The sequence below is a fragment of the Janthinobacterium sp. DSP2-3-3 genome, from assembly GCF_049897325.1.
Classification (GTDB): Bacteria; Pseudomonadota; Gammaproteobacteria; order Burkholderiales; family Burkholderiaceae_D; genus Janthinobacterium.
Genome location: NZ_JAFCWA010000003.1, coordinates 72780 through 91024, shown reverse-complemented (window position 1 = coordinate 91024; position 18245 = coordinate 72780). Strand labels below are relative to the sequence as shown.

Genomic DNA, 18245 nt, shown 5'->3' with positions numbered 1-18245 from the left:
CGATCCGGTTTGCTGAAGCCGTTCTTTGCTGCTGTTATAGAAATAGTTGCAAATGAACAGTTCTAGTCAGCAGCATATCACCGCAGGACATCTTTATTGTTTACATATTGTATGGCGTTGCGCAGGCAAGGCAGTATGCAACCGGACCGGCGGGTCCGACCCTGGCCTTGCACCTGCGCTGACGCCGCCACTCACACACGCGGCGGGTCCGTTTCGCGCGCGAACGCCCGGTGCGCCGCCAGCGCCTTCTTGAAGGCGGCCACGGCTTTCACCACGTCGCCGGACGGCGCGACGATGATGGCAGGATCCGGCTTGCCATCGGGCAGGGCCGCCGGCACGCCTGCCTTGTCCAGCAAGCCCTTGCCCGCGCCGACAGCCAGCATCGGCTTGCAGTGGCGGTATTGCAGGCGCAGGAAGTCGAGCGCGTTGGCGTCGTCGCCCAACTGCTGTACGGCACCTTGGCCGTCGGCAAGCACGACGGCGTCAAACAGCACGGATGGTCCCGCTTCGAGCGATATTTCCACGTCGAGCGGCGCACCGCTGCTGGTGTCGACACGGCCAAGCTGGCTGCCCACCAGGCGCGGCACGGCGCCGTCGGCCAGCAGCGCGGCATAGATGTTGCGCACCTGCGCGCCATCGCTGCCCGGCCCCACCAGGATGGCCACGCGCAGGGTATGAATGCCCGTCTTGCCGGGGCGGAAAAAGAGCGACAACGCTGGCGACGGCGCATACGCGGGCAGCGGCTGCAGGGAGGCGCGCGGCATGACCGGCGGCAGCACCAGGCCCAGCCCATCGGCCAGGCGCTGCGCCAGGGTATCGTCGACATTACGCAGCATGGCGACGATACGCTGGCGTATCACCACGGTCTGTACCTTGCTCAGCTCAAAGCGGAAGGCATGCACGATATGGTCTTGTTCAACCGGCGTCTGGCTGATCCAGAACAGGCGCGCCTGGCCATAGTGCTCGGCGAATTTCTCGGGCTTGCCGCGCACCTTGTCGCCTTCGGCGGCTGCGGGAAAACTGTTAAAACCCCTGGCGCCCGCCTGGAAGGGACAGCCGCCCGCCAGCGAATTGGGTTCGTACGCGACCCGGCCACGGTTGATGGCCTGGCGGTGGATGCCGTCGCGCTGGTTGTTGTGCAGCGGCGCCAGCGGAGCATTGATAGGGATTTCATGGAAGTTCGCGCCACCCAGGCGCGTGAGCTGCGTGTCCAAATACGAGTGGATGCGGCCCTGCAGCAGCGGGTCGTTGGAAAAATCGATGCCGGGCACAATGTGCGCCGTGCAAAAGGCCACCTGCTCCGTCTCGGCAAAAAAATTGTCCGGGTTGCGGTTCAAGACCATTTTGCCGACGGGGACGAGCGGCACCAGTTCTTCGGGGATCAGCTTGGTCGGATCGAGCACGTCGAAGGGGAACGCTTCCGCCTGCGCTTCCGTGAAGACCTGGAAGGACAGCTCGTATTCGGGATACTCGCCGCATTCAATGGCTTCCCACAGGTCGCGCCGGTGGAAATCGGAATCGGCGCCGCTGATCTTGACCGCTTCGTCCCACACGAGCGAGTGCGTGCCGGCCATGGGCGACCAGTGGAATTTGCAGAAGACGGACTGGCCCTTGGCATTCACGAGGCGGAAGGTATGCACGCCGAAGCCCTGCATCATCCGATAGCTGCGCGGGATGGCGCGGTCGGACATGGCCCACATCAGCATATGCGTGATTTCCGGCGACAGCGAAGCGAAGTCCCAGAAGGTATCGTGCGCGCTGGCCGCCTGTGGCATGCCATTGTGCGGCTCGGGCTTGACGGCGTGGACAAGGTCGGGGAACTTCATCGCATCCTGGATGAAGAAGACGGGAATGTTATTGCCCACCAAATCCCAGTTGCCCTCGTCCGTATAAAACTTCACGGCAAAGCCGCGCACATCGCGCGCCGTATCGGTCGAACCGCGTTCGCCGGCCACGGTGGAAAAACGCACGAAGACGGGCGTGCGCTTGCCCTCCTTGGCGAACAGCGCCGCGCGCGTATGCTTGCTTTGCTCCTTGTAGCATTCGAAGTAACCATGGGCGGCAGAACCGCGCGCATGCACGACGCGCTCGGGGATGCGCTCGTGGTCGAAATGCGTGAGCTTTTCACGCAGAATAAAATCTTCCATCAGGGTGGGGCCGCGCAAGCCCGCCTTCAGCGAATTCTGGTTGTCGCCCACAGGCACGCCCTGGTTCGTCGTCAGCACGCAGCCACTGTCATCCGATCTGGCGCGGTCCAGCGAGGCATTCACGGCATTCTCGCCAAGCGCGGGCTGGCCATCGCCGGTTTTCGGTGATACTGTCGTTTCACCCGTGGTGCTGGCCGTCGCCAGCGGTTCGCCCGCTGCCACATGCACGCCTTCGGCCGGCGTGCGCGCCGCGTCGCCATACTGGCCGTCTTCCTTGGGATTTACCGCCATGGCGGCGGCCAGCTGCTGGCTGGCGGCGGTTTTTTGCAGCAGCGAGCGGGTCACATCATTGTCCGCGCCCAGGCTGTACGGCGCCTTGCTGTCGGATGGGCCGGACATGCTGCTCAAGACGGAACCCGCACCGTCCGTGGACGGCGTTTTTTTGTTGCTAGCCATTACATCTCCTGTGAGTAATTAATTTGCCCCGGGAAGTAACGCTACAACTCCCTCATTCAGCGCACGAACAGGGCAATCAAAATAATGAAGGGAATAGGTATGCCGATCAATCACAATAAAACGGAGCGCATTATCACTCTGCTTTACTGCTTTCTACTACCTCGTGCGCGTGGACGCTGTCCCACCGCGCCATGACGGCGAAGGGAACAGCACCCACGACAACACCTTGCCGAATTGCGTAAAACTTATTTACGCGAACCCAGCAGTTTGGACAGGCCATAACCGGCCGCTGCAGCAATCAACAGGGATACGGCAGGACGCTCGCGCACATAGCCGCGCCCCGTCTCGCCGGCGCGCTGGCAGGCGGCGCCCAACTGCTTGCCGCGCGCCATCAACGTTTCGGAGGCTTTGCTCACGGTGTCGCTGACCTGCTCGATGCGCTCACCCACCTGGTCCACGCCGTCGTGGACGCGCGTGGCCACCTTGTCGGCCAGAGGCTGGGCCTGGCTTGCCACCTTGTCGATGGTGCGGTGCATATCCTGGCGGGTATCCTGGGTGGTGCCATTCAGGTCGGAGCTGGTTTTTTCAATCGCGTTCATGATGGTTTCCTTTAATAGTGAATAATTTCAACCATGCTCGATGCCGTGACCGAATCATGATTCTCCTCGCTTCGGGGAAAAAGAAGCGGCTAAACGCTGCCGGGCTGAGCCATATCAAATACTGGATCAGCAGCAAGCTGTTGACACTACCTTAACCGCGCCTGCCGCACGCCACTGTGCGCTGCCACACCTTGTGACCCAGACTTAAATTCCTGATGGAAATAACAATCCTTACCGGCCTGGTGGGGCGGCGGGGATAGCAGCGGGGGACGGCAAGCCTGGCGCGCTGTTTCTTAATTGCCGCCCGACTTTTCCAGCAGGCGCGCCACATCCTGCAAGATGGCATTATCCAGGCGCAATGGCGATTTCGCCGGCAGCGCAGAGTCAAAATCGCTGGCCGTCATGCTTACTCTTGCAAGCGTGCGCGCTCGGGCGTCATCTGCAGCGGCATCATGTTCCTTGGGGTTATGCATGACTCACAGGAAGCCTGCCACCACGAGATAAAGCCTGTTACACATATAAATGTATGGATTTTTACACGTCTTTTCCCCATAATTACAGGAAGAAATATCCATACATGCAGATAAAATGTCCCAGTCAAAATCCATACAAAAAGAAAGCCAGGCCAGCGCGTGGATCACGCCCTTCGTGCAGTACGGCGGCCCGCGCTACCTGCAGATCGCCGACATGCTCGAGCGCGCGCTGTCCGACGGCAGCCTGCGCCCGGGCGACCGCCTGCCGCCGCAGCGCCGCCTGGCCGCCCTGTTCCAGGTCGATCTGACGACGGTGACGCGCGCCTACGACGAGGCCAAGCGCAGGAATCTGCTGGAAGGACAAGGTGCGCGCGGCACCTATGTGGCCGCGCCGAAAGTGGAATTGACGCTGATGCTGGACCTGAGCATGAACATCCCGCCGCCGCCCGTGGGCGTGGATTTCGACGACCTGCTGAAACAGGGTGTGGCGCAGGTACTGATGCGCACGGACAGCGATTTATTGATGAGTTATCACCTGGGCGGCGGCGGCAAGGCCGACCGCGCGGCGGGGGCCGCCTGGCTGGCGCCCATGTTCGACCACGTCGAGGAAGAGCACGTGGTGGCCTGCCCCGGCGCGCAGGCGGCGCTGGCGGCACTGATACTGACCTTGAGCCGGCCCGGCGATACCATCTTGACGGAGCCGGCCGTGTATCCGGGCTTGCGCTTGGCGGCGGGACAACTCAACCGCAAAGCCATCATCGTGGAAACGGATGCGGACGGCATGCTGCCCGAAGCGCTGGAAAAAGCCTGCCGCAAGCACCATGCGCGTCTCATCTATCTGAATCCCACCCTGCAAAACCCCACGGCACACACCATGCCCGCCGCGCGGCGCCTGGCCATCACGGAAGTGGCCCGGCGCTGCGGCATGCACATCATCGAGGACGACCCGTACTGGCTGCTGGCCGCCGACGCACCGCCGCCGCTGGCCCACTACGCGCCGGGCCACGTGTCGTATATCGCCACGCTGTCGAAATGCCTGGCGCCGGGCTTGCGCATGGCCTACACATTGATCGCCGACGCGCATCTGCGCGAACGCTTCGTGCAAGCCCTGCGCTCGTTTTCCTTGATGGCCACGCCCCTGACGACGGCACTGGCGACGCAATGGATACACGACGGCTCTGCGCGCGAACTGCTGGCCGGCGTGCGCAGCGAAGCGGACGCGCGCCAGGACGTCATCCGCACGCTTTTGACCGGCGCCAGCCATCCGCGCAGCGAGGGCATCCATGTATGGTTTTCGCTGCCCAGCTACTGGACCTCACGCGACCTGGCCGCCACCGCCCGCGCCCAGGGCGTGGCCGTCACGGCCTCGGACGCCTTCTACGACAGCCGCCCGCCGAACGCCATCCGCATCTCGCTGGGCAGCATCCGCGACCGCGCGCACCTGGCCAACGCCTTGAAAAAGCTGTCGCTACTGTTGGCGCACAAGCCGGTGGTGCGCAGGGAGTTTGTGATTTAGGCAGGCGGCGAGGTGGTGGAGATCCCGCCCGCGCAGGCTGGCGGCGATAAAGCTGCAGACGAAAAAAAACCACCGTTTGAGCGGTGGTTTTTTCTACTGCGAATACTTGGTGCCGTTGGCCGGAATCGAACTGGCGACCTTCACATTACGAATGTGCTGCTCTACCAACTGAGCTACAACGGCGAAGACCCACATTCTACAAACAATGCATAAAATTTGCTAGTGTCAACGCGATCTTTTTTCATTTTTTTTAGCGGCCGGGCTGCGGGCCGCTAAAAATCGCTGAAAAGTGCGGTTTTTTTACTCAGCGTGATATGCGGTGACGCGGGCCACTTCGTCCTTCGAGCCGAGGAACACGGGCACGCGCTGGTGCAGCTTGTGCGGGGCGATGTCCATGATGCGCTGCTGGCCGTCGGTGGCGGCGCCGCCGGCCTGTTCGACGATGAAGGCCATCGGGTTCGCTTCGTACATCAGGCGCAACTTACCCGGCATCGACGTGTCGCGCAAGTCGGCCGGGTACATGAAGATACCGCCGCGGTTCAGGATGCGGTGTACGTCGGCCACCATCGATGCGATCCAGCGCATGTTGAAGTTGGTGCCGCGCGGGCCCGTATCGCCGGCCAGCAGTTCGTCGACATAGCGCTTCACGGGCGGATGCCAGTGGCGCGCGTTCGACATATTGATGGCAAATTCCTTGGTGGTGGCCGGAATCTGCATATTGCTTTGCGTGAGCACCCACGAACCCATTTCGCGGTCCAGGGTAAAGCAGTTCACACCATTGCCGAAGGTCAGCACCAGCATGGTTTGCGGGCCGTACACGGCGTAACCGGCGGCAACCTGCTTGGTGCCGGCCTGCATGAAGTCCTGCTCGGTCGGCTGCCCCATGCCTTCCGGGGCTTTGAGCACCGAGAAAATGGTGCCGATCGAGACGTTGACGTCGATGTTCGACGAGCCATCGAGTGGGTCGAACAGCAGCATGTATTCGCCCTTCGGATAGCGGTTCGGGATCGGGTGAATCGATTCCATTTCTTCCGACGCCATGGCTGCCAGGTGGCCGCCCCATTCATTCGCTTCGAGCAAAATCTCGTTGGAGATGATGTCGAGCTTTTTCTGCACTTCGCCCTGCACGTTTTCCGTGTCGGCCGTGCCCAGCACTTCACCGAGGGCGCCCTTGCCGACAGCGTGGCTGATAGTCTTGCAAGCGCGCGCGACGACTTCGATCAGCAGGCGCAGTTCGGCGGGAATGCTGTTGTTCGAGCGCTGCTCTTCAACCAGGTATTGCGTAAGACTGATGCGTTTCATGAATTCCCTTTTGTTTTGGTGATGATTTGCCGTGCTAGTTCGCTAAAGCCTTGCTGACCACTTCCATCACGTCATTCGACAGGCTGGCCTGGCCGGCGACTTGTTCCAGCGCGTCGCGCATGTGACTTTGCAGCGCGGGCACGTAACGGCGCCAGCGGTCCATGGAACGCGCCAGGCGCGCGGCCACTTGCGGGTTCAGGGCGTCGAGCGCGATAACTTGCTCGGCCCAGAAGGCGTAGCCGCTGCCGTCTTGCGCATGGAATTGCGACGGATTGCCGTTGGTGAAATTGAAGATCAGGCTGCGCGCGCGGTTCGGATTTTTCAAGGTGAACGCCGGATGCGTCATCAACTGGCGCACGGCTTGCACATCGCTCGTTGGCGCGGCCGCCTGCATGGCAAACCACTTGTCGACCACCAGCGCTTCGTTCACGAAGTCGGCATAGAAACTGGCCAGCGCGGCCTCTGCATGCGATTGCGAACCCGAATGTATCAGGGCCGCCAGCGCAGCCGCACGGTCCGTCATGTTACCGGCGCTGTCGAACTGCTGCTGCGCCAGCGCCAGTTCAACATTGCCTGGTGCGATCAGCAGGTAGGACAGGGCCAGATTTTTCAGCGCCCGCTTGCCGGCCGACAGGGCGTCAGGGCTGTATTCGCCCGGCGTCTGGTTGGTGTGGTACTGCGCCCGCAATTCAGGCTTCAAGGCGGCAGCGATGGTGCTGCGCATGAACTGGCGCGCCGCATGGATCGCCTGCGGATCGACTTGCGCCATGCGCTCGGCGATGATGGTTTCCGATGGCAGGATCAAGGCCAGCTCGCGGAAGGCAGGATCGAGCGTTTCGTCGGCCAGCAAGGCGCGCTGCGCGGCGATGAAGGTGTCATCAAGCACCAAGGCCTCTCCGGCGGCGACGGCGCCCGTGAGTTTCAGCAAACGTTCCATGGCCAGGCGCTGGCCCGCTTCCCAGCGGTTGACCGGATCGCTGTCGTGTCGGAACAGGTGCAGCAGCTCGGCGTCGGTATAGTCGTATTCCAGCACCACGGGGGCGGAAAAGTCGCGCAGCAGCGATGGCACGGGGACTTCCCCCACCTGCGTAAAGCGGAAGGTTTGCGAGGCCTCGGTCAGCTCCAGCACCACGCTGGTGGCGCCGTTCGACACCACGCCATGCACGTACAGCGGCAGGTCGCGCCCATCCGCGCCCAGCAAGCCGACGGTGACGGGAATATGGAATGGCAGTTTTTTCGGCTGGCCCGGCGTGGCGGGACAGCTTTGCGCCAGGGTCAGTTCGAACGTCTGGCTGGCAGAGTCGTAGCGCGTGGAGGCCTTGACGATGGGCGTGCCGGCCTGGCTGTACCAGCGCTCGAATTGCGTAAAATCGCGGCCATTCGCGTCCGCCATGGCGGCGCGGAAGTCGTCGCACTGCACGGCCTGGCCATCGTGACGTTCAAAGTACAGGTCCATGCCCTTGCGGAAGCCGTCGCGGCCCACCAGGGTCTGGACCATGCGCACCACTTCGGCGCCCTTTTCGTAGATGGTGACGGTATAAAAGTTATTGATCTCGACGAAAGAATCGGGACGCACGGGATGCGCCATCGGACCGGCATCTTCAGGGAACTGCGCCTGGCGCAGGGTGCGCACCTGGTCGATGCGCGTGACGGCGCGGCCCGTGTCCGTGCCGATCATGTCGGCCGAGAATTCCTGGTCGCGGAACACCGTGAGACCTTCTTTCAGCGACAGCTGGAACCAGTCGCGGCACGTCACGCGGTTGCCGGTCCAGTTATGGAAGTACTCGTGGCCCACCACCGCTTCGATGCCCGCGTAATCGACGTCGGTCGCCACGCGCGAATTGGCCAGCACATACTTGGTATTGAAGATGTTCAAACCCTTGTTTTCCATGGCGCCCATGTTGAAGTCGCCCACGGCGACGATCATGAAGCGGTCCAGGTCCAGCTCCAGGCCGAAGCGCTCCTCATCCCAGCGGATCGAGTTTTTCAGCGACTGCATGGCGTAATCGGTTTTATCCAGGTTGCCCTCTTCCACCCACACCTGCAGCAGCACTTCGCGGCCGGACTTGAGCGTGTAGCGTTCTTCCTGGCACACCAGGCGCGCCGCCACCAGGGCAAACAGGTAAGACGGCTTCTTGAACGGATCTTCCCACTTGGCGTAATGGCGGCCGTCGCCCAGGTCGCCCTCTTCGATCAAGTTGCCGTTCGACAACAACACCGGATATTTGTCCTTGTCGGCCCGCAACATGACGGTGTATTTAGCCATCACGTCCGGACGGTCTGGGAAGAAGGTGATACGGCGGAAGCCTTCGGCTTCGCACTGCGTAAAGAAGTTATGGTTCGACACATATAAACCGGACAGCGAGGTATTGTCCTGCGGCGACAGTACCGTTTCGATATCGAGCAGGACCTCGTCCGGCGCCTTGGGAATGGTCAGCATGCCGGCCGTCAAGGTGTACTGCGACGGTTTCAGCAGCTTGCCGTTCAGGCGCACTTGCACCAGTTCGATGTGTTCGCCGTGCAATTCGATGCTGCGGCTGGTGCTGGCCGGGTTGTGGCGCATGCGCATCCGGCTCGCCACCACTGTGCGGGCGGGATCAAGATCGAAACCAAGTTCGACGCTGTCAACCAGGAAGCTGGGCGGCGTGTAATCTTTGCGGTAAATCGTCTGAGGGCTGTCTGTGCGCATAGGGAATGGGTGGGAGCGGAGGCAAAAGCCTATTTTACCAACACCAGGCAGGGAAAGGACCGATTCACCCGCCAATTGCACCGATTCAGATCAGGAATGTTGGATTCCCTTACACGCCGACATACCAGGTAACATTCTGTAATAATGCATGGGAACAAACAGCACTATTCTTATCATATTAGACGATGAATTGCCTCTACTATCAGGAGATCATGCCATGAAACGATATCTGACCATCATGATGGCTGCATTGACCGTGTTGCTGACCGGATGCGCCACCACCATACGCAGCGATGTGACCGTCTTCCATGAGTGGCCTGCGCAATTGCAGGACAAATCGTATGCTTTTGAAGCGCCAGCGCCCGAAAACGACACGCTGGAATACCGCAGCTACCAAAACCTGGTGCGCGCGGAACTGGCAAAACACGGCTTCGGCGAAGCTTCCGGCCCGGCGGCAGCCAACTTGCGCGTGGCGATGCATTTTTCGACAGTCGACTATCCTGAGCGCGTGCTGCAAGCCACCGATCCATTCTGGTATGGCCCCGGCTACTGGCCTGGCCGCTACGGCTATCGCTACGGCGCATGGCCAGGCTATGGCCGCTTTGGCTACAACCCTTACTGGTATGGTCCGATGGATATCGAAGAAAGCGTACGACATAAATACGAACGCGAATTGCGCGTGACGATCAATGACCGCAGCGGCAAGAAACTGTACGACGTGACCGTGCAATCGACCAGCAACAAACGCGCCACGTCGCAAGTGATGCCAGCCATGGTGGCCAGCGCCTTTGCCGACTTCCCCGGCCAGAGCGGCGTGCCCCGTAAAGTCGAAGTTAAAATAGAGTAATGACGTGGCAACACAAAAAACCGGCTTATGCAGCAATGCGCAAGCCGGTTTTTTCATGTCTACGAGTAATACGCTTCGGCGGCAAAAGTGAGCACGCCGATCAGGGCCACTGCCAGCACCAGCACGATCAGCAGGCGGCCGAACTTCGGCGTGCCATCATGTGCGCCGCTCATGGCACGATGATGGTCGAACCAGTGGTCTTGCGCCCTTCCAAGTCCGCGTGCGCCTGGGCGATATGGGCCAGGCTATAGTGCTGGTTGATCTCGATCTGCACTTCGCCACTGCTGACCACGCCGAACAACGAAGCGGCCATCTCTTCCAGGTTCACGCGGTTGGAGGCATAGCTGAACAGGGCGGGGCGCGTGAGGAAGAGCGAACCGCGCGAGGCCAGCTCGGACAAGGTAAACGCCGGCACGGGGCCGGAGGCATTGCCGAAGCTGACCATCATGCCCAGCGGCGCCAGGCAGTCGAGCGAGCCAGTAAACGTATCCTTGCCGATGGAATCGTACACGACAGAAACACCCTTGCCGCCGGTGATCTCGCGCACGCGCTCGACGAAGTTTTCCGTGTTGTAGTTGATGACGTGGGCCGCGCCATGCGCCTTGGCCAGCGCCGCCTTTTCATCGGAGCCGGCCGTGCCGATCAGGTTCACGCCCAGCACCTTCGCCCACTGGCAAGCGATCAAGCCCACGCCGCCCGCGGCCGCGTGAAACAGAATAGTGTCGCCCGCCTTCAGAGCCACCGTGCGGTGGAACAGGTATTGCACCGTCAAGCCTTGCAGCATCATGGCGGCAGCCGTATCGAAACCGATACGCTCGGGCAGCGCCAGCAACAGGGCCGCCGGCAAGTTGCGCTGCTGCGCATACGCGCCATTGATGCGCGCCGCGTAGGCCACACGGTCGCCCACCTTGACTTCCGTGACACCCTCGCCCACCGCCTCGACGATGCCCGCGCCCTCGACACCGAGGCCATTGGGCAGCGGCTGCGGATACAGGCCCGAGCGGAAATACACATCGATGAAATTGAGGCCGATCGCCTCGTGTTTCACGCGCGCTTCGCCGGGACCGGGCGGCGGCAGCTCCACGTCCACGTATTCCATCACTTCCGGGCCGCCCACGCGCTGCACGCGGATGGCTTTGGTGGTAATCGTTGCGCTCACAATATGCTCCTTGAAGAAGAATCGGGAAAAACGTCAGGCAGCCGCGTTGGCCAGCGCCTGCAGCTGCGACAGCACCAGGTGCGCCGACGACAGATTCGTCGCGCACGCCACGTTGTGCACGTCGCAGGCGCGCACCAGGGCGTTGATGTCCGGCTCGTGCGGCTGCGGCGTCATCGGATCGCGCAGGAAGATCACGCAATCGATCAAGCCTTCCACCAGCAGCGAGCCAATCTGCAAGTCGCCGCCGAACGGGCCGGAATGCTTGCGCTCCACTTGCAAGCCCAGCTCGTTGATCAGGCGGCCGCCCGTAGTACCCGTGGCCGACAGGTCACAACCCTTCAAAAAATCCAGGTATTCGCCCGCCAGGGTAATCATGTCATCTTTTTTCTTGTCGTGGGCAATCAGGGCGATGCGTGTTTTCATGTTCGGAGCGTTTTCAGTGGTTGGAGGAATTATTTCTTTTTCGACAGCAAGTAAATACCGGCCAATACCAGGCTGGTGCCAGCCAGTTGCCAGTTGGTGATCGGTTCATCGAGGATCATGGCGCCCAGGAACAGGGTCGACACGGGGCCGATCATGCCCGCCTGCGAGGCGACGGGCGCGCCGATGCGTTCCACGGCGATCATCGTCATGAAGACGGGCATCACCGTGCAAAAGATGCCATTTAATACAGACAAGCCATACACGGGCATGGGCTGGATCAGCAGCTCGACGGGGCGCAGGATGAAGAATTGGGCGATGCAGGCAAAGCTGGCCACGCACATCGCGTAGGAAACGAGCCGCATCGAGCCGATGCGCTTCACCAGTTCGCCGGAGCCCAGCAGATACACGGCGTACGAACAGGCCGAGCCCAGCACTAAAGTGGAACCCAGCGCCACATTGCTGGCGCCGCCCTGCAAGTCGTGCACGAAGACCAGCACGATGCCGCAATACGAGGTGAACAGGGCCATCCATTGCAGACGGCTGATGCTCTGCTTGAAGTACACCGTGGTAATCAGGAGCACGAAGGTGGGCGTGAGGAACAGGATCAGGCGCTCCAGTCCAACGGAAATGTATTGCAAGCCAAGAAAGTCCAGATAGCTGGACAGGTAATAGCCGACGAGACCCAGTCCGACCAGGCGCCAGCGGTCGCTGGTCGACAGCGGCGGCTCCGTGCGCATCTTCCACCAGGCGATGACGGCGAATACGGGCAGCGAGAAAATCATCCTGAAGGCGATCAGGGTGACGGCATCGATCTGGTAGCGGTACAGCAGCTTGGCGACGATGGCCTTGGTGGAAAACAACACCGCCCCGCCCACAGCGATGGCCAGGCCACCGAGGTAGACGGAACGGGGAATCGATGCAGGACTTGCTTGCGGGGAACTGGAGCTCATGCCCAGATTGTAATGGATAAGCACAAGTTTGCCGGGCCTGCCCCTCCGCACCGGCCGCCAGCCCCCATTCCAGCGACGGCTTAGGAAATACTGACCCCCACCGTACCAGCCGCCACCGTGGCCGTCGTCACGCGCGCAATCACGTTGCTTGGTGCCGCGGTGCCGATCAGCTTGTTGACCTGCTTGAACTGCGCCACCAACTTGCCCGGTGTCAAGGTGACTACCGTGTAGCCCTGCGCATCCGTATTCAGATGCTTGATCCATGGATTATTGCCCAGGCTAGACAATTGCTGTGCCAGGCCCAGCAGGGTCGCGCTGAAGTCAGTGCTCGCTTTCAAGCCTGCCTGTACGGCTGTAACCGTGGCGTCCAGCTGCGCTTCCGGCACGCCCTTGGCGGCCAAGGCGCCGCGCAGTTGCACGCGCAATTGCTCCAGCAAGCTGTCGATGGTGGGCGCCGCCTTGCCCATGGTGTAGTCGAGCAGGTTGATGTCCAGGTTGACCGAACCCAGGCCTGTGACGGGAATGGCCAGCGGATAGCTGACGAGGGTGCCAATGTCGCCCATGCTGCCGGCGGCCGACTTCAGGTAGCTGAAGAAGGAGTCGGAGCTGACGCCGGCCGACACCAGGTCCACCATGACGGGCGTGCCGCCGCCGGCCGCGTCGAAGTCGTCGCTGACCGTGCCGGCAAAGAAGGAATGGATATCGCCCGTGATGGCCACGACGTTGCCGATGGCATTCGTCTTCAGGTGCGCCATCAGGTTCCTGCGCTCGCCGTTATAGCCATCCCACTGGTCGCAATTGAGCAGGAAACGCGTGAAGAATGGCGTCAGCGCCGCTTGCTGGCCGGAAGCGGCCACAAAACTCGATGCGGCGCCCTTGGCCTGCACGTCGGGCTTGATCCAGCCGAAGGCGATCACTTGCGCGGCGGCGGCCGGCGAGCCGCTGTTGTAGGCAGCCACCGTTATACCGGCCTGGGCCGCACTCAAGCCGGCGCCCACAGCAGCGGCGCCCTGTGCGCTGGCGTTGGCTGCCGCGCCGGCAATCGCCATGGCCGCCGCTTGCGCCACGGTCGTCGATGCGCCCGCCGTCGAAGCGGCCACGATGGCCGAGGCCAGCGGCACGCTGCCGCCCACCAAAGGCAGGGTGCTGGCGATGGCCTTGCCCACGTTCGACATGGCGCTCAGCGCCAACAAGGTGGCTATCGCATCCGTGCCATTCAAGCCCATGCGCAGCAATGACACTTCATTGCCCCACAGCTTCCAGGTGGACGTGGCGGCCTTCATCTTGCTTTTCCACCAGTCGCGCTGCGTGCTGCCCAGCATGCCAACGGCAGCCAGCGGGTCGGCGCCAGCCTTGGTGGCGGCGGCCATTTTCTGCCCTTCCACGCTGTCGAACAGCGCTTGCGGCACCAGGTAGCGGCTGCCGATGCTGCCCAGCGGCTTGCCCGTGGCCGGGTTGATGGTCGACTCGGCAATCGCATGGTCAGCGCGGTACAGGCGCTCGTCCGTCATCACCAGCTGCATCAGTTTGCCGAACTGGAAATCGCGGTAGATCTGGATGTTCTGGAACGTTGTCGCGGCAGCATCGAACGTGACGTCGGCCGGCATGTATTCGAACCAGGCCTGGTTGGCGCTGCGGCGGCGATTTGGCTGGTGCAGGTCGCTGCCGTCCGTCGCCACGATGCTTTCATAGGTGGAAGCGTCCTGCCAGGCGTCGTCCGTGAATTCGTGGTCGTCCCAGATGGCGATGAAGGCAAAACGCTCGTGCACGGCTTGCAGGCGCGTATCGGTGCGGTATTTCTTGTACAGGTAGCGGTAGTCGGCCACCGTGGTCGCGTACTTGGCGCCGGCGTTGCCGCTCTTGTACGTGCCGTCCGGCAGGATCAAGCGGTCGTGGCGGCTTTCCACTGCGCCGCTCTGGAAGGCCTCGCCCACCGTTTCATAGATGTAATCGCCCAGGTGGACAATAAAATCGAGCGACTCGTTGGCGGCGATGTGCGACAGCGCGCCCCAATGGTTGATGCTCCAGTCCTGGCACGTCAGATAGGCGAACTGCAGCTGCGACACGTCAGCCGTGGCCGCGGGCGCCGTCTTGAAGCGGCCCACGTTCGAGCGCACGTCGCCGGCGATGAATTGGTAAAAATACACCTGGCCAGCTTGCAAGCCCGTCACCTTGTGGCGCAGGGTATTGTCGAAATCGGCTTTCAGCGGCAGTTTCGCATCGACGATGGGTGTGCCGGCCAGGGCCGTGTTGCTGCCCAGGGCGGCCGTATTGTCGCTGGCGCTGACGATCAGGCGCACGGCCACGTCCGACTTGCCGGCCACGGCGGGGGCGACGGCGTCAAAACTGGCGGGCACGACGCGCGTCCACAGCATGGCGCTGTCGGCGCGCGGATCGCCCGAGGCCACGCTTTGCGGGAATTTCCAGTCGCTGCCGGATGCCAGCGGCACGCCAGGATCGCTGTAATCGGTGCTGCCGCAGGCGGCGAGGCCGACAGTGGCGACAGAGACAGTTATAAAACCGCCCAATTTCAGAAATTGCCGTCTATCCATTTGACTTGCCATGATGTCGCGCCCTTAATCTTGATTATTGGAGTGGTGGGATGATGCATAACATGAAAGCGCGTCACTTTAACAACAAAATGTGTCGGCTTGATGACGGGGCCATGCCGCTTCGCAGGGGGGCAATATGCTAAAATGTCGGCCACAATTGAACACCTCGTCTAAGGAAGATTCGACATGGCAGGACATAGCAAATGGGCCAATATCAAGCATAAAAAGGCTGCCACCGATGCCAAGCGCGGCAAAATCTGGACGCGCCTGATCAAGGAAATCACGGTCGCGGCCCGCATGGGCGGCGCCGACGCCATCACCAATCCGCGCCTGCGCCTGGCGGTCGACAAGGCGGCTGACGCGAACATGCCGAAAGACAACGTCCAGCGCGCGATCAACCGCGGCAGCGGCGGCGTCGATGGCGCCAACTACGAAGAAGTGCGCTACGAAGGCTACGGCGTGGGTGGCGCAGCCGTCATCGTCGAATGCATGACCGACAACAAGGTGCGCACGGTGGCCGAAGTGCGCAACGCCTTCAACAAGAATGGCGGCAACATGGGCAACGAAGGCTCCGTCGCCTTCATGTTCCAGCACTGCGGCCAATTGCTGTTCGCGCCGGGCACCGACGAAGACAAGCTGATGGAAGCGGCGCTGGAAGCGGGCGCCGACGACGTCATCGCGGACGAGGAAGGCGGCTTCGAAGTGCTGACCCCCGTGCACGATTTCGCCACCGTCAAGGAAGCGCTGGAAGCGGCCGGATTCAAGGCCGAAGTAGCCGAAGTCATCATGAAACCGGCGACAGAAACCGTGTACGCGGGCGACGACGCCATCAAGATGCAAAAGCTGATCGATGCATTGGAGTTGCTGGACGACGTCCAGGAAGTCTTTACCAACGCCCTGATCGAGAACTAAGCGACAACATCAAGGGCGGCACCGCCGCCCTGCAACCCACACTGAACGAACGGTCCCTATGAAAATTCTGGTAGTCGGCTCTGGCGGCCGCGAACACGCCCTGGCCTGGAAACTGGCCCAGTCCGAACGCATACAGATGGTGTATGTCGCGCCGGGCAATGGTGGCACCGCACGCGATGCGCGCCTGGTCAATCTCGACATCAGCGACCCGCAATTGCTGGCCGACTTCGTTCAGCAGGAACACATCGGCCTCACGGTCGTCGGTCCGGAAGTGCCGCTGGCAGCGGGCATCGTCAACCTGTTCCGCTCGCGCGGCCTGAAAATCTTCGGCCCGACGAAAGAGGCGGCGCAGCTGGAATCGTCGAAGGACTTCGCCAAGGCCTTCATGCAGCGCCACGGCATTCCGACTGCCGCTTACCAGACGTTTTCCGACGTCGCGCCCGCGCATGCCTACATCGATGCCATGGGCGCGCCCATCGTCATCAAGGCCGACGGCCTGGCCGCTGGCAAGGGCGTGGTCGTTGCCATGACATTGGAAGAAGCGCACCAGGCGGTCGACATGATGCTGGCCGATAACCAGTTCGGCGACGCCGGCGCGCGCATCGTCATCGAGGAATTCCTCGCCGGCGAAGAAGCAAGCTTCATCGTCATGTGCGACGGCAAGAACATCCTGCCACTGGCCACCAGCCAGGACCACAAGCGCCTGAAGGACCACGACCAGGGCCCGAACACGGGCGGCATGGGCGCGTATTCGCCGGCGCCGATCGTCACGCCGGCCATGCATGCGCGCGTCATGCGCGAAATCATCGTACCGACCATTCAGGGCATGGCCAAGGATGGCATCACGTTTACAGGCTTCCTGTACGCCGGCCTGATGATCGACGACAAGGGCACGCCGAAGACCCTGGAATTCAACTGCCGCATGGGCGACCCGGAAACGCAACCCATCATGACGCGCCTGAAAACCGACCTGGTGAGCGTCATGGAGCACGCCGTCAACGGCACGCTCGACGCGGTGGAACTGGAATGGGACCGCCGCACCGCCGTCGGCGTGGTGATGGCCGCCGCCGGCTACCCGGACGATCCCGTCAAGGGCACGGCTATCGGCGACATCCCGGCCGAAACGCATGACTCGGTGACCTTCCATGCGGGCACCAGCATCGAGGGCGAGCGCCTGGTCACCAACGGTGGCCGCGTGCTGTGCGTGGTGGGCCTGGGCGACAGCATCAAGATGGCGCAGAAGCAGGCGTATGAAACCGTGGAAAAAATCCATTTCGATGGCGCGCAGTACCGCCGCGATATCGGCTGGCGCGGTTTGAAGCATTGATCGCCCCATAACGATCACACGGCGGGCCGGCGCGGAATGCATCCGCCCCGGCCCGTTTTCATTTTGATTGTCAGCCCCATTGCTCGCCATGACCATTCCAACCGGCCTTGCCGCACCAGACAACGATGCCCCGGTGAGCCCCCTGGCCTGGCTGACGCTTGCCTCGCTGCTCGTTGCCGGCCTGGCCTGGTACTGGTTCAGCAGCTATGCCGTACCGCGCTGTGACACCAGACAAAACGTGGCCGCGGTCACGGATGGCAAATTCAGCCTGCACGATATCAAACAGGCCGGCTATGCCTGGTCGCAAAAAACCCGTGGCTGCCTGGCCACCGTCATCCAGGACGGCAAGCCGATGCAATACGCCTGGACCATTTCGCGTGTGGAAGGCCGCCGCAAAAGCCGGCTGGGCTATGACCACGCGCATCCGGGCATCGTGCAAACGCGCTTTGCCGACATCGCCTGGCATGGCGGTTTTGTGCAGCAGGGCCAGCCCATCGGGCGCGATGGGCTGAAGAATGCGGTGCTGACCGGCATGGATGCACTGCGCGGCAAGCCGCTCTACCATGTCAATCTCAACGCAGTGGCGTCGCCGCAGCACTACCGTGAAATTGGCGATATTGAAGCGCTGGGACCATGCAAAGATGTGTTGCCCGGCGTGGTTTCCTGCCGTCTGCTGCTGGCCCGTAACGACCTTGTGCCCGCTGCCGCAACAAAGGTGCTGGCAGTCTCGGTGCTGCAGCAAGGCGACTTTACTTTCCAGCGCAGCAAGGATGGCAAGAACTGGTCAGTAACACCGCAGTTCAGGACAGAACTGGATCAGGCGCAGCTTCAATAGTGCGCTGGGGAAACGAGATTTTATTGTAAAGTTTATCATCTTAATTCTTGATAAACCC

The 18245-nt window shown here is 61.8% G+C and carries 13 protein-coding genes and 1 tRNA gene; 5 read left to right on the top strand and 9 right to left on the bottom strand.

From position 1 onward, the window contains the following. Window positions 1–191: 191 nt before the first annotated feature. Entirely contained in the window at window positions 192–2603 is a 2412-nt protein-coding gene (locus ACP7DE_RS07155) for a catalase (protein ID WP_426071451.1), read from the bottom strand. 245 nt (window positions 2604–2848) lie between these two features. Beyond that, window positions 2849–3202 carry a DUF883 family protein gene (locus ACP7DE_RS07150; RefSeq protein WP_426071450.1) on the bottom strand — a complete coding sequence of 118 codons (354 nt, stop codon included), beginning with the start codon at window positions 3200–3202 and terminating at the stop codon, window positions 2849–2851. 588 nt (window positions 3203–3790) lie between these two features. On the opposite strand from ACP7DE_RS07150, the gene ACP7DE_RS07145 reads away from it, so the two are divergent. Beyond that, entirely contained in the window at window positions 3791–5191 is a 1401-nt protein-coding gene (locus ACP7DE_RS07145; protein WP_426071449.1) for a PLP-dependent aminotransferase family protein, read from the top strand. Between the two features lie 107 nt (window positions 5192–5298). Here the strand turns inward: ACP7DE_RS07145 and ACP7DE_RS07140 are convergent. The 3 genes from ACP7DE_RS07140 to pepN form a co-directional block, all read right to left on the bottom strand. Continuing rightward, window positions 5299–5374 (bottom strand) — tRNA-Thr (locus ACP7DE_RS07140). A gap of 117 nt (window positions 5375–5491) precedes the next feature. Next, window positions 5492–6493 (bottom strand): class 1 fructose-bisphosphatase, encoded by a 1002-nt coding sequence (locus tag ACP7DE_RS07135; RefSeq protein ID WP_426071448.1) that lies wholly within the window; start codon window positions 6491–6493, stop codon window positions 5492–5494. Between the two features lie 34 nt (window positions 6494–6527). After that, window positions 6528–9182, bottom strand: a complete 2655-nt coding sequence (gene pepN, locus ACP7DE_RS07130; protein ID WP_426071447.1) for an aminopeptidase N — start codon at window positions 9180–9182, stop codon at window positions 6528–6530. A 217-nt stretch (window positions 9183–9399) separates the two neighbouring features. Here pepN and ACP7DE_RS07125 point away from each other — a divergent pair, with 217 nt between their 5' ends. Beyond that, complete coding sequence (locus ACP7DE_RS07125; protein WP_426071446.1) at window positions 9400–10029, top strand: DUF4136 domain-containing protein; 630 nt, start codon at window positions 9400–9402, stop codon at window positions 10027–10029. A gap of 169 nt (window positions 10030–10198) precedes the next feature. Here the strand turns inward: ACP7DE_RS07125 and ACP7DE_RS07120 are convergent, their stop codons facing one another. The 4 genes from ACP7DE_RS07120 to ACP7DE_RS07105 all read right to left on the bottom strand — a co-directional run bounded on the left by ACP7DE_RS07120 (window position 10199) and on the right by ACP7DE_RS07105 (window position 15113). Then, complete coding sequence (locus ACP7DE_RS07120; RefSeq protein WP_426071766.1) at window positions 10199–11128, bottom strand: quinone oxidoreductase family protein; 930 nt, start codon at window positions 11126–11128, stop codon at window positions 10199–10201. Window positions 11129–11221: 93 nt separating this feature from the next. Next, the gene (locus tag ACP7DE_RS07115; RefSeq protein ID WP_426071445.1) at window positions 11222–11611 is read right to left on the bottom strand and encodes a methylglyoxal synthase; all 390 of its coding nucleotides are present in this window, start codon (window positions 11609–11611) and stop codon (window positions 11222–11224) included. 29 nt (window positions 11612–11640) lie between these two features. Next, window positions 11641–12561 carry a DMT family transporter gene (locus ACP7DE_RS07110; RefSeq protein ID WP_426071444.1) on the bottom strand — a complete coding sequence of 307 codons (921 nt, stop codon included), beginning with the start codon at window positions 12559–12561 and terminating at the stop codon, window positions 11641–11643. Between the two features lie 80 nt (window positions 12562–12641). Then, window positions 12642–15113 carry an alkaline phosphatase D family protein gene (locus ACP7DE_RS07105; protein WP_426071443.1) on the bottom strand — a complete coding sequence of 824 codons (2472 nt, stop codon included), beginning with the start codon at window positions 15111–15113 and terminating at the stop codon, window positions 12642–12644. Between the two features lie 186 nt (window positions 15114–15299). On the opposite strand from ACP7DE_RS07105, the gene ACP7DE_RS07100 reads away from it, so the two are divergent. The 3 genes from ACP7DE_RS07100 to ACP7DE_RS07090 all read left to right on the top strand — a co-directional run bounded on the left by ACP7DE_RS07100 (window position 15300) and on the right by ACP7DE_RS07090 (window position 18187). Further along, window positions 15300–16025: a YebC/PmpR family DNA-binding transcriptional regulator gene (locus ACP7DE_RS07100; protein WP_010401062.1), complete on the top strand. Its 726-nt coding sequence runs from the start codon at window positions 15300–15302 to the stop codon at window positions 16023–16025. Window positions 16026–16083: 58 nt separating this feature from the next. Then, the gene (purD, locus tag ACP7DE_RS07095) at window positions 16084–17352 is read left to right on the top strand and encodes a phosphoribosylamine--glycine ligase (RefSeq protein WP_426071442.1); all 1269 of its coding nucleotides are present in this window, start codon (window positions 16084–16086) and stop codon (window positions 17350–17352) included. Between the two features lie 88 nt (window positions 17353–17440). Next, window positions 17441–18187: a hypothetical protein gene (locus ACP7DE_RS07090; protein ID WP_426071441.1), complete on the top strand. Its 747-nt coding sequence runs from the start codon at window positions 17441–17443 to the stop codon at window positions 18185–18187. Window positions 18188–18245: the final 58 nt, after the last annotated feature.

What these genes read in the sequence shown, in the direction of transcription:
- ACP7DE_RS07155 (WP_426071451.1), bottom strand. Translation starts at nt 2,603, where the DNA reads ATGGCTAGCAACAAAAAAACGCCGTCCACGGACGGTGCGGGTTCCGTC.
- ACP7DE_RS07150 (WP_426071450.1), bottom strand. Translation starts at nt 3,202, where the DNA reads ATGAACGCGATTGAAAAAACCAGCTCCGACCTGAATGGCACCACCCAG.
- ACP7DE_RS07145 (WP_426071449.1), top strand. Translation starts at nt 3,791, where the DNA reads ATGTCCCAGTCAAAATCCATACAAAAAGAAAGCCAGGCCAGCGCGTGG.
- ACP7DE_RS07135 (WP_426071448.1), bottom strand. Translation starts at nt 6,493, where the DNA reads ATGAAACGCATCAGTCTTACGCAATACCTGGTTGAAGAGCAGCGCTCG.
- pepN (WP_426071447.1), bottom strand. Translation starts at nt 9,182, where the DNA reads ATGCGCACAGACAGCCCTCAGACGATTTACCGCAAAGATTACACGCCG.
- ACP7DE_RS07125 (WP_426071446.1), top strand. Translation starts at nt 9,400, where the DNA reads ATGAAACGATATCTGACCATCATGATGGCTGCATTGACCGTGTTGCTG.
- ACP7DE_RS07120 (WP_426071766.1), bottom strand. Translation starts at nt 11,128, where the DNA reads ATGGAATACGTGGACGTGGAGCTGCCGCCGCCCGGTCCCGGCGAAGCG.
- ACP7DE_RS07115 (WP_426071445.1), bottom strand. Translation starts at nt 11,611, where the DNA reads ATGAAAACACGCATCGCCCTGATTGCCCACGACAAGAAAAAAGATGAC.
- ACP7DE_RS07110 (WP_426071444.1), bottom strand. Translation starts at nt 12,561, where the DNA reads ATGAGCTCCAGTTCCCCGCAAGCAAGTCCTGCATCGATTCCCCGTTCC.
- ACP7DE_RS07105 (WP_426071443.1), bottom strand. Translation starts at nt 15,113, where the DNA reads ATGGATAGACGGCAATTTCTGAAATTGGGCGGTTTTATAACTGTCTCT.
- ACP7DE_RS07100 (WP_010401062.1), top strand. Translation starts at nt 15,300, where the DNA reads ATGGCAGGACATAGCAAATGGGCCAATATCAAGCATAAAAAGGCTGCC.
- purD (WP_426071442.1), top strand. Translation starts at nt 16,084, where the DNA reads ATGAAAATTCTGGTAGTCGGCTCTGGCGGCCGCGAACACGCCCTGGCC.
- ACP7DE_RS07090 (WP_426071441.1), top strand. Translation starts at nt 17,441, where the DNA reads ATGACCATTCCAACCGGCCTTGCCGCACCAGACAACGATGCCCCGGTG.